Raw genomic sequence first — 11,489 nt, forward strand, 5'->3', positions numbered from 1 at the left:
TTCCCGCGGCGATCAGGCCTTCGGCAATACGCCTTCAAGGCGCAGCAGGAACTGCTTGGTCGGCAGCCCGCCGCCGAAGCCGGTGAGCGTGCCGTCTGCGCCGATCACGCGATGGCAGGGCACGATGATCGGAATCGGGTTGCGTCCGTTGGCGGCACCGACCGCGCGCACCGCGGCCGGCTTGCCGATGGCCTGCGCCAATCGCGCATAGCTGCAGGTCTGGCCGTACGGAATTGCCTGCAAGGCTGCCCAGACGCTGCGCTGGAACATGGTGCCGTGCGCATCCAGCGGCAACTCGAACTGCTGCCGCTGGCCGGCGAAGTACTCGTGCAACTGCTGCTCGGCGGCATCGAGCAACGGGTGATTGCCTGCGACCCAATCGCCATCGCGCTTCACCGGATGCCGGTTCTCGGGGAATTCGAGCGCACGGATGCCGGCATCACCTGCGGCGATCAGCAGGCGCCCGATCGGGCTGTCGATGTGGCGGTAATGCACGCGCATCTGGCTGGCTCCTCGCCGTGGGTGATCCGGGTGGCTGCATCGCACGGTACCCATGATGGCATGCCCTCAAGCAGTCGAAGCCTCGGCGCGGGCCGGCGACACGGTGCAGGCCTTGCCCCGGGTGGCCGGGGCACAGCGCGGTGCCGCCGATCAGTGCCCCGGCTGCAACACCTTGTCGAACACCCGCCCATCGCCATCATGCGCCTCGGGGGTGACACCGAGCAGGCGCATCATCAGCGGGTAGACGTCGACATTGTCGAACATCGGCAGGCGGGTGCCGGGCCTGAACGCCGGGCCGTGGGCGATGAAGCTGGCGCGCATCGACGGCAGCGCCGGGTCGTAGCCGTGCGAGCCGCGCATGCCGACGCCCTTGGCCTTGGCATTGTCGATCCATTCGCGCCGCAGGGCGTCCCAGCCTTCGTCCATCTGGCACACGATCGGCGGGATCCGCGCATGACGGCCGTAATGCCACTGCGCCGGCAGTTCGGCCTTGTCCCAGCACTGGTAGCGGTCGTGGCGGCCCAGCAACTGCTGCCGCGCCTGTGTTTCGCGGCCAGCAACAGGCACGAAGCCGACCACCTGGCCGAGGGTGGTGTGGCGGGCATTTTCGGCCGCGACCATGTCTTCGACCGCGACCAGGTTGGTTGGCGGCACCTCGGCCATGCCGTGGTCGGAGACGACGAGGATGTTGATGCGATCCAGTTCGCCGGCGGCCTGCAGCGCGTCCAGCAACTGGCCGATCGCCGCGTCGGTGTCGGCACGGGCGGCGCGGGCCTGTGCCGAAGCCGGCCCGTGCGAGTGCGATTCGTGATCGACCTTGTCGAAATACAGGGTGGCGAAGGCGGGGCGTTCGGTCGCGGGGCCGAGCATCCAGCCGCGGACCTGCTCGGCGCGCCACTGTGCGCTGGTGCCCTGGTCGAAGGTCAGCCAGGTTTGCGGGCGTACCCCGGCGATGGCCGCTTCACTGCCCGGCCAGTACATGGTCGCGGTGCGCAGGCCGGCGTTTTCGGCGCTGACCCAGACCGGCTTGCCACCCCACCAGCGCGCGTCCTCCACGGCTTCGCGCCGCGACAGGCGGAAGCTGCCCAGTTCGGCATCCTGCATGCTGTTGTGGACGATGCCGTGGCGGTCCGGGCGCAGGCCGGTGACCAGGGTGTAGTGGTTGGGGAAGGTCAGGCTGGGATAGGACGGGCGCATGCCCTCGCTGGCAATCACGCCGTTGGCGGCCAGTGCGCTCAGCCGCGGCATCTGCTCGGCGGTGATGTCGGACGGGCGCAGGCCGTCGATCGAGATCAGCAGCAGGGTCGGGCGGGTGGCATCGGAATCGGCAGCGGGTGCCGGCGCCGGTGGATGGCTGGCGCAGGCGCCGAGCAGGGCGGCCAATGCCAGCGCGGTGATGGCACGAATCCATGTGTTCATGCCCGGATTCTAGGCCGCGCTTGATGGCAGCGGCGTTGCACTGCAGCAGGGCCGTATCCGTGGATCGCAGGTGGCTGGCATCTGAACGCAGTCACCGGGTTGGCGGCGCTCCATCCAGTTCGCGCGTACAGTGGTGCTACCTGACCGAGGAGGGTCATGCCATGAAAACCTTGGGACTTGTCATCGGGCTCACGTTCGCGCCGCTTGTGCTGGCGCAATCGCCCGCCACGCTGCCGGCGGATGCCGATGCCGTCGGCAATGAGGCGGTACAGACCGAAACCGCGCCCGAGCGTGCCGCGAACGACGTCCGCGAGCATGTGTGCCTGCGCGAAACCGGCTCCAACATCACGCGTGTGAGGAACCAGCGCGCTGCACGCCATGTCCGCGCCAGTGGCCAGGCGCAGGAAACGGATTGTGCGCCGGTCACGGGTCGGGTCTGGACCCGCGACGACCTGGAGCGCACCGGAGCGATCGACCTCGCCGATGCGCTGCGTCGACTGGATCCGTCGGTACGCTGAACCAGCGGCCTATCGCTGCGCCATTACGCGGTCGGCACGGCCCGACGCGTCGTGCCTGTCTTTGAACCCGGCCGCGCCGGCCTGCGATAATGGGCGTTTGTCCCAGATCGAGGCCGCGCCATGTCTTCCGCCCATCGCCATGACCCGTCCCGGGTAATCCGCGCCCCGCGTGGCAACCAGCTCAGCTGCCGCAGCTGGCTGACCGAAGCGCCGTTCCGCATGCTGCAGAACAACCTCGATCCGGACGTCGCCGAACGCCCGCAGGATCTGGTGGTGTACGGTGGCATCGGTCGCGCCGCGCGTGACTGGGCCTGCTACGACGCCATCATCGAAACGCTGAAGACGCTGGGCGATGACGAGACCCTGCTGGTGCAGTCGGGCAAGCCGGTCGGCGTGTTTCCCTCGCACCCGGATGCGCCGCGGGTGCTGATCGCCAATTCCAATCTGGTGCCGCATTGGGCGACGTGGGAGCACTTCAACGAGCTGGACCGCAAGGGCCTGATGATGTACGGGCAGATGACCGCAGGCAGCTGGATCTACATCGGCTCGCAGGGCATCGTGCAGGGCACCTACGAAACCTTCGTCGAGATGGGTCGCCAGCATTACGGCGGTGATCTGACCGGCAAGTGGATCCTGACCGCGGGCCTGGGCGGCATGGGCGGCGCGCAGCCGCTGGCGGCGTCGCTGGCTGGCGCCTGTTCGCTGACCATCGAATGCCGCCAGTCGAGCATCGATTTCCGCCTGCGCACCCGCTATGTCGATGAGCAGGCCGATGATCTGGATGACGCGTTGGCGCGGATCGAGAAATACACCCGGGCTGGCGAAGCCAAGTCGATCGCGCTGCTCGGCAATGCCGCCGAAATCCTGCCCGAGCTGGTGCGTCGTGGCGTCCGCCCCGACTGCGTCACCGACCAGACCTCGGCGCACGATCCGGTGCATGGCTACCTGCCGGCCGGCTGGAGCGTGGAGCAGTGGGAAGCCGAGCAGAAGGCCAACCCGGACAAGGTCAGCGAGGCGGCGAAGCAGTCGATGCGCGTGCATGTCGAGGCGATGCTCGCCTTCAACGCGCAGGGCATCCCCACCGTCGATTACGGCAACAACATCCGCCAGATGGCGCTGGAAGCCGGCTGCCGCAACGCCTTCGATTTCCCCGGCTTCGTGCCGGCCTATGTGCGCCCGCTGTTCTGCCGCGGCATCGGCCCGTTCCGCTGGGTGGCGCTGTCGGGCGATCCCGAGGACATCTACAAGACCGATGCCAAGGTCAAGGAACTGATCCCCGATGACCCGCATCTGCACCGTTGGCTGGACATGGCGCGCGAGCGGATCAGCTTCCAGGGCCTGCCGGCGCGCATCTGCTGGGTTGGCCTCGGCCTGCGCCACAAGCTGGGTCTTGCGTTCAACGAAATGGTCCGCAAGGGCGAATTGAAGGCGCCGGTGGTGATCGGCCGCGACCATCTGGATTCCGGCTCGGTGGCCTCGCCGAACCGGGAAACCGAAAGCATGCAGGACGGCTCGGATGCGGTGTCGGACTGGCCGCTGCTCAACGCCATGCTCAATGTCGCCGGTGGTGCGACCTGGGTGTCGCTGCACCACGGCGGTGGCGTCGGCATGGGCTTTTCGCAGCATTCGGGCGTGGTCATCGTCTGCGACGGCACGCCCGAGGCCGACAAGCGCATCGCCCGCGTGCTGTGGAATGACCCCGGCACCGGCGTCATGCGGCATGCCGATGCCGGCTACGACATCGCCAGGGACTGCGCGCGCGAGCAGGGTCTGAAGCTGCCGATGCTCTGAGGCAAGGTGTGCGGCCGCACGCGCCAGTATGGAGAAGGCGCGTCTTGCGCCATGCCGCGTCCGCGCTACCATCCCCTGCGTACTCGTCCCCCGGGGGTGCCATGCGAACCATGCGGAAAGTCGTGCTCGGTCTGTTGTTCGTCGGTCTGTGGCTGCCGGGCGCGCCGCATGCTGCACCCGCTGCCGAATTCGCCGACCAGCGGCACGCAGCGCCGGATGCCGCGGCGCTGGCGGACTTCTCCGCGCAGGTGGAGGCGGTGCGCGAGCGTTTCGAGGTGCCGGGCATCGCGGTGGCCATCGTCAAGGATGGCGAGGTAGTGTTGGCCCGCGGCTGGGGCGTGCGCGAAGCCGGCAAGCCCGAGGCCGTCGACGCCGACACCATGTTCGCCATCGCCAGCCTGACCAAGGCCTTCACCGCCACCGCGCTGGAGATGCTGGACGAGGATGGCAAGCTGGGCATGAACGACCGGGTGATCGACCATCTGCCCTGGTTTCGCATGGCCGATCCGTACGTCACCCATGACATGCGCATCCGCGACCTGCTGGCGCATCGCAGCGGCCTGTCGCTGGGGGCGGGCGACCTGCTGTACTGGCCGACCACCGACTACACCACGCGCGAAGTGGTCGAGCGGCTCAAGGACGTGCCGCTGAGCGGCCAGTTCCGCGGCCAGTACGCCTACGACAACATCCTGTTCGCTGTCGCGCAGCTGGTGCTGGAGGAAGCGGCGGAGATGAGCTTCAAGCAGTTCCTGCAGCAGCGCATCTTCCAGCCGCTCGGCATGCGCGACACGCGCTACAACGCCGATGACCTGGTGCCGGGTGACAACGTCGCCACCGGCCATGCCAAGCTGGACTTCAGCGAACTCAAGCCGGTGGGCACCCTGACCTGGCGCAATGCCTCGGGTGCCGGTGGCCTGTACAGCAGTGTCAACGACATGGCGCGCTGGATGCGGATGCAGTTGGCCGGTGGCCTTGCCGCCGATGGCACGCGGCTGTTCGAAACGCGCCGCCAGCAGCGCATGTGGAGCGTGCTCACGCCGATTCCGGTCACTCCGCCGGCGGTGCCCGAGTTGGCCCCGATGACGCCCAACTTCCTCGGCTACGGCGAAGGCTGGATGCTGTCGGACTACCGCGGCGACAAACTGGTGTGGCATACCGGTGGCTGGCCGGGCATGGTTTCGCGCCTGACCCTGGTGCCCGAGCGCGGGATCGGCGTGGTGGTATTGACCAACCAGGAAGTCGGTGCCGCGTTCCATTCGCTGACCCATGTCGCGCTGGACATGATGCTCGGACACGAGCGGCATGACTGGGTGGATGCCTACGCCAAGGCAGTCGCGCGCAACGAAGCGCGCGCCGACGATTCGTGGCAGAAGCTGCTGGCCGCGCGCGATGCCCGTTCCAAACCTTCATTGCCGCTGGCGCGTTATGCCGGGCGCTACCGCGACCCGTGGTATGGCGAGGTTGTGATCAGCCAATCCGGCAACCGGTTGCGCATGCAGTTCGCGCGTACCCGCGAACTGGCCGGCACGCTGGAGCATTGGCAGCATGACAGCTTCATCGTGCGCTGGGACGATCGCGCACTCAATGCCGATGCCTTCGTCTATTTCGCCCTCGAACCCGATGGCCGCATCGGCGAGATGCGCATGAAGCCGGTATCGCCCAGGACCGACTTCAGCTTCGATTTCCAGGACCTGCGGCTGCGCCCGCTGCCCAATGACGCGAAGGCGAACTGACGCGGTGGGCACGTACCGTGAAATCGAGGAGCAGGAGATCAGCGGCGAGGAGCTGGCGATCGGCATGTTCGTCAGTCGCCTTGATCGTGACTGGATCCAGACACCATTCCCGCTGCAGGGCGTGTTGATCAAGTCGAGCGAGGACATCGCCATGCTGCGGCGCCACGCGCAGCGGTTCTGGATCGACGTGGAAAGGAGCCGGGTGGTGCCAGCCGCAGGGCCACGTCGTCATGGACTTGCGCCACGGTCGAGCGGTGCAGGTGCCGCGCCGAAGCGTGACTTGCAGACATTTCAGCAGGAGCTGGTGCACGGCACGCGCATGCTGGACAAGGTCTCGGTGCGTGCGGCCGAGTTGATGGAGAAATGGCGACGCGGGGAAATGCCTTCCCTGGAAGACGTGGACGAAGTGGTGCAGCCGGTGGTGGAGAGCCTGGGCCGCAATCCGGATGCGTACTTCTGGCTCGAGGCGCTGCGCAGCCGGCACCATTACACCTACCGCCATGCGGTCAATTGCTGTGCACTGGCGGCTGCCTTCGGGCGTCATCTGGGTTTCGACGATGCGCGCATCAATGCGCTGGCCACCGGCGCGCTGCTGCTGGACATCGGCATGGGCGCGGTGCCGCCGGAAATCCTGAATCAAGCCGGCCCGCTGGACGAGCTCGGGCAAACCTTCGTCGAGCGGCATGTGCGTGAAGGCCTCGACCGCCTGCGCGAGAGCGGCATCGATGATCCGCTGGTGGTGGAAATGATGGCCGGGCACCATGAGCGCTTCGACGGCAGTGGCTACCCGGCCGGCAAGCGGGGGGATCAGATCCCGCTTTCCGCGCGCATCGCGGCACTGGTGGACAGTTTCGATGCCTTGATCAGCGATCGCCCTTATCGCAAGGCGCTGAGCCGCGCACAGGCACTGCAGGAGCTGGTTGCCAGCCGCGACAGCGCGCATGACGGAGCACTGGTGGAGGAGTTCGTGCGCTGCTTCGGCGTGTATCCGGTCGGCACCCTGGTCGAGCTCAATACCGGTGAGGTCGGCGTGGTGATGGCGCAGAATCCCGAACAGCGCCTGCGCCCGCGCCTGTTGATGCTGACCAACCCGCAGAAGCAGCAGCGCTCGCGCTTTGTTGCGGTCGATCTGCTCGATACCGCGCGAAATCCGGCGCTGCAGGACGTGCATATCCAGCGTGCGCTGGCGCCGGGCAGCTACGGACTCGACATCGCGCAGATGGGCATCTGAGCCGCGGACTCATGGGTGGGCAGGGGGCCGCGGTCCGGTATTGCGTCGTGGCAGGCGCCCGCTGCTGATCAGGCGATCGAGGCAGGCGAACACATCCCCGCGCACCAGCGGCTTGCGGATGAAGCCATCGATGCCGATGGCGTCGCCGTAGCGACGTTCGGCATCGAAACCGCTGCCGCTCATCATCACGATCGGCAGATCACGGACGTGCTTGAGGCGACGCAGCTCGCGTACTTCACTGAAACCGTCGCCGTCGGGCAACAGCATGTCGATGAACAGCAATCCGGGTTCGAAATCGATCAGACGTTGCCGGCCGCTGGCCAGATCACCGGCTTCGGCGACCAGATAGCCGTCATCACGCAGCATGTCGCGCAGCTGCTGTCGGAGCTGGGCGGAGTCGTCAATCACCAGGACGCGCAGTCCCCGGGTGCTGGACAGGCGAGGCTTGCGCCGCCGATCGGGCACCTTGTATCTCCCGCCATTGGCCTGAGTGGCCTTGCGCCGACGCAGGAATTTCCACGGATCCATGACACGTTCCCCCCTTGGAACGGCGCGGCCATGGAAGTTCGACCGATTGAAGTGTGCCCCCACGCATGACCGCCTGCCTGCTGAGCATAGCATCCTGACGCGTTCAGGAACATCGCATCCCCCGGCTTCAGGGGCGTGCTTCCATGCCTGGCGGATCGTCCGCGATGGTGGTGGGTGGGGCATTGCGGGTGACGCTGGCGGGCGGCACGGGCAGGGTGGCGCGGCCGGGGTTTGCGGGCGGCATGATCGTGGCCAATGCCGATAGCCGGGCCGTACGGCTCCAGGCGAGTATGAATACGGCCAGTTGCGCCAGCAGCAGGCTGGCTGCCGGGTGGCCCATTGCCCAGCTCCAGGCGTGCAGGGCAGTGCTGCCGACCACGCCCAGCAGCAGCGTCGGCAGCAGGATCGTGCTGGCGGCGAAGGGGCGCGTGCGCAGCAGGGTCAGCCCGCACAGCCAGGCGCGAAACGCGGAGTGCAAGCGGGGATCCGTGGCGAACGCCGCACGCGCGGCTTCAAGCGAGCTCCAGGCGGCGAGCAGGGCGAGCGCGGAGCTGATCAGCGCCACCCGCTCGCGCCACCGGCCTTCGCTGGCGAGGATGTCCGATTCAGCACTAAGCGTGGCCCAGATCGAGGCCGCCACCGCCACCCCGGCAGCCAGCGCCAGCGGGATCAGCATCACCAGCCACAACCGGAACATGCGCCCGTATTCGCGCCAGCCACCGCGCCACAATGCGGCAAAGCCGAGCGCGCGGCCCTGGCGCAGGCTGGCCACCAGCATGCCGGCAGCCCACGGCGCCAGCAGCGCCCCGAGCAACAGGCCGGTGCCGATGCCCGACAGCAGCGTGGCCATCGAACCGCCGTCCTGCAGCAGGCCGAGCAGGCCTTCGATCAACGCGGCCAGGTCGGGTTCACCGAGGATGCGGGCGGCATCGGGGTGATGGCCGAAGGCGTCGTTGAACAGGCTTGCGGTTGGCAGTGCGGCCAGCGTGGCCGGCAACAGGCCGGCCAGCCACCACAGCAGCCACAGCCGCCAGTGGGCGAAGGCGCCCGTCATGCCCTGCAACAGGGCGCGCCAGGCCGCACGCGGGTGGGTGCTCGACTTCGTCTCCATCTCAGGCGCCCAATACCCAGGCCAGCAGCCATTGCATCCAGCCGAACATGCGGCTGCCGGCAATCGCGCCGGCTTCGCCATGCGGCTCGATCGAACGCACGTTGTCGGCCAGATTGCGATCCAGCGGCTGCAGCCGCTGCGGATCCAGCTCCACCTTGAGCGCGCGCGAAGGGCGCGTCCAGCTGAACTCGAACCATGGCTGGTCGCCTGAAAACTCGACCAGCTCGTGGCTGCCATCGGCAAAGATCACCCTGAGCACCTGCGGCACGTCGGCACCATCACGACGCACCACCACGCGCGTGCGCCACGGATAGGGCCCACCCGTGCCGGGCCTGGCGCGCGGATTCTCGCGCTTCCACTTCGCGCGTTCCGCGCGGATCGCCCGGCGCCGTGCCGATTCATCGATGATTCGACCCTGGCCGTCGCGCATGCCCGCCGGCGGCAGTTCCTCGCGACTGGTGAACAGCTCGATGCGGTCATCCACCCTGTGCACGCCGTACACATGCAGGTCGAACGCACGCTCGATGACCTCGCGCCGGCCACTGCCTTCAGCCAGCGCCTCGCGCAGGTCGGCCAGCGAGGGATGGCGGAACTTCCAGCGTTCGTAGTACAGCTTCATCGCGCGTTCCATCGCCTCGCGGCCGATCTGCCGCTCGATGCCGGCGAACAGCGTCGCGCTGCGCGAATAGACCGAGGCATAGCTGGCCGAGGAGCGTCGGTTCCAGGCATTGGCGCCGAGCGGATCCAGCGGCCGGTCAAGCCCGGCGCCGAGGCGGTCGAGGTCGAACGCGGCCAGTTGCGGCAGCCTCCGCCAACGTGCCAGGCGGCCCGGTCCGACGCCGATCTTCTGCCCGCGATCGCGCAGCATGCGGCTGTTCCAGTACTGATTCAGCCCTTCATCGAGCATCGGTTCCTCGAACTCGTTGCTGGCGAGGATGCCGTAGAAGTAGCCGTGGCCGAATTCGTGGATGGTGACGAATTCCAGCAGGTACTGTTCGATGCCGCCGGGGCGGTAGCCGGGAATGCCGATGGCGGTGAAGAAGGTCGGGTATTCCATCCCGCCCGCTTCGGCGGCATTGTGCGGCGGGATCACCGCGGTCACCGTGCGATAGGGGTAGCGGCCGAGGGTATCGGAGAAATAGGTCAGCGAATCCAGCGTCGCCTTGAGCACCACCGGTGCGTTGTCGGCAAGCTCGGGCGGAAACAGCACCTGCACCTCGACCGGATCGCCACCCGGCCCGTTCCAGGTCGCGCGCAGCGGTTCGGCGGTACGCGAGTCTGCGGTCCAGGCGAAGTCGTGCACATCGCCCTGCACGAAGCGCCAGGTGGTGCGACCATCGGCGCTGGTCTTTTCCACCAGCTCGCCGGTGGCGCCGACGACATGGTCCGACGGCACCTCGATGCTGACATCGTAATGGCCGAAATCGGCATAGAACTCGCTGTGCAGGTGCATCTCGTGCACGTTCCAGCGCGGTGCGGTGGCACCGCGCTCGCCGGCCAGCTCGAGCACGCCGATCTTGGGGAACCATTGCGCCACCAGATGGAAGCTGCCGAAGTAGCCGGTGCGCGCGATCACGCGCGGCAGCTGGTCGAAGAAGTCGATTTCCAGCGTGGTGCTGGCGCCGGCCGACACCGGGGTCGGCAGGTCCAGCCGCACCACGGTCTTGTCGCTGGCCGGGCCGCCATCAGGCTGCACATGGCGCCACGGCACGCGCTGCCCGGCCTGTTCCACCCGATCCAGGCGGATGTAGCCCCACTCGTCCTTGCCGATGCGCTCGCCCGAGCGGAAGCTGAAGCCGCGCGTGCGCTGCTCGCTCATGAAGGTGCTGCCGGCGGATTCGAAGGCGTTGAGGTACAGATGCAGATAGACCGTGCACACCGGCTGCGCACTGCGATTGGTCCAGGTCAGGTGCTGGCGGCCCTCGATGGTGTGCTTGACCGGATCGAGCCTGGCGTGGATGCGGTAATCGACCACGCGGTTGGACAGGGTCGGTTCGCTGCCGCTGCGTGGCCCGCCCCAGGCATCGGCAGCACTGGGCGTGCGCACCGCGGCGGCATCGGCCGCGGCCAGCGGAATCGGCGTGCAACGCGGGTCTTGCGCATCGGCCGCAGGTGGCGCGGCAGCGCAGGGCAGGGCGGCAAGCAGCAGGGCGAGCACGGCCGGCACGCTTCGCGCCATGGCATGACTCCGGGCCGGAAAGCTGCAGGGTGGCGCAAGCCTGCGCCGGCGGCAAGCCCGTCTCAGCCGGCGGCTATCCGTCCGGCGGCCTCGCGGATGCCTGCGGGCAGCGGCGCGGGCGTGCCGCTCTGTCGATCGACCCACACCACCACCACGTGGCCGTCGGCATGCTCGGCGCCACTCACCTCGTCCACGATGCGATGGCCGATGGTCAGGCTGCTGTTGCCGATGCGCTGCGCGGAAAGCTCGATCAGCACCTGTGCCGGGTAGGTGATCGGCAGGCGATAGTTGACCGTGGCCGAGGCCAGCACCGGCGCGTGATGCTCGTCGAACCACGGCGTGTCGAGCGCTTCCAGCCACTGGATGCGTGCTTCTTCCAGATAGCGCAGATAGACCGCGTTGTTGACGTGGTTCATCGCATCCAGATCACCCCAGCGCGGATTGAGGCGGAAACGGAACGGCGCGTGCGTGGTCATGC

The 11,489-nt window shown here is 67.7% G+C and carries 10 protein-coding genes; 4 read left to right on the forward strand and 6 right to left on the reverse strand.

Going from position 1 to position 11,489, the window contains the following annotated elements:
• Nucleotides 1-12: 12 nt before the first annotated feature.
• Entirely contained in the window at nucleotides 13-501 is a 489-nt protein-coding gene (locus ACW11F_RS00985; RefSeq protein ID WP_456994996.1) for a methylated-DNA--[protein]-cysteine S-methyltransferase, read from the reverse strand.
• A 150-nt stretch (nucleotides 502-651) separates the two neighbouring features.
• Complete coding sequence (locus ACW11F_RS00990; protein ID WP_456994998.1) at nucleotides 652-1,920, reverse strand: alkaline phosphatase family protein; 1,269 nt, start codon at nucleotides 1,918-1,920, stop codon at nucleotides 652-654.
• 161 nt (nucleotides 1,921-2,081) lie between these two features.
• Between ACW11F_RS00990 and ACW11F_RS00995 the strand changes: the two genes are divergently transcribed.
• From ACW11F_RS00995 to ACW11F_RS01010, 4 genes are all read left to right on the forward strand, one after another.
• Nucleotides 2,082-2,438: a hypothetical protein gene (locus ACW11F_RS00995; protein WP_456995000.1), complete on the forward strand. Its 357-nt coding sequence runs from the start codon at nucleotides 2,082-2,084 to the stop codon at nucleotides 2,436-2,438.
• A 120-nt stretch (nucleotides 2,439-2,558) separates the two neighbouring features.
• Nucleotides 2,559-4,229: a urocanate hydratase gene (hutU, locus tag ACW11F_RS01000; RefSeq protein WP_456995002.1), complete on the forward strand. Its 1,671-nt coding sequence runs from the start codon at nucleotides 2,559-2,561 to the stop codon at nucleotides 4,227-4,229.
• Between the two features lie 110 nt (nucleotides 4,230-4,339).
• A complete protein-coding gene (locus ACW11F_RS01005; RefSeq protein ID WP_456995853.1) occupies nucleotides 4,340-5,962 on the forward strand; it encodes a serine hydrolase in 1,623 nt (540 codons plus the stop codon).
• Between the two features lie 4 nt (nucleotides 5,963-5,966).
• Nucleotides 5,967-7,193 (forward strand): HD-GYP domain-containing protein, encoded by a 1,227-nt coding sequence (locus ACW11F_RS01010; protein WP_456995004.1) that lies wholly within the window; start codon nucleotides 5,967-5,969, stop codon nucleotides 7,191-7,193.
• 9 nt (nucleotides 7,194-7,202) lie between these two features.
• Here the strand turns inward: ACW11F_RS01010 and ACW11F_RS01015 are convergent, their stop codons facing one another.
• The 4 genes from ACW11F_RS01015 to ACW11F_RS01030 form a co-directional block, all read right to left on the reverse strand.
• Nucleotides 7,203-7,721, reverse strand: a complete 519-nt coding sequence (locus ACW11F_RS01015) for a response regulator (RefSeq protein ID WP_456995006.1) — start codon at nucleotides 7,719-7,721, stop codon at nucleotides 7,203-7,205.
• Nucleotides 7,722-7,848: 127 nt separating this feature from the next.
• Nucleotides 7,849-8,832 carry a hypothetical protein gene (locus ACW11F_RS01020; protein ID WP_456995008.1) on the reverse strand — a complete coding sequence of 328 codons (984 nt, stop codon included), beginning with the start codon at nucleotides 8,830-8,832 and terminating at the stop codon, nucleotides 7,849-7,851.
• Nucleotide 8,833: 1 nt separating this feature from the next.
• Complete coding sequence (locus tag ACW11F_RS01025) at nucleotides 8,834-11,011, reverse strand: M1 family metallopeptidase (protein WP_456995010.1); 2,178 nt, start codon at nucleotides 11,009-11,011, stop codon at nucleotides 8,834-8,836.
• A gap of 62 nt (nucleotides 11,012-11,073) precedes the next feature.
• Complete coding sequence (locus ACW11F_RS01030) at nucleotides 11,074-11,487, reverse strand: acyl-CoA thioesterase (RefSeq protein ID WP_456995012.1); 414 nt, start codon at nucleotides 11,485-11,487, stop codon at nucleotides 11,074-11,076.
• Nucleotides 11,488-11,489: the final 2 nt, after the last annotated feature.

The organism is Luteimonas sp. e5 (genome assembly GCF_054031035.1).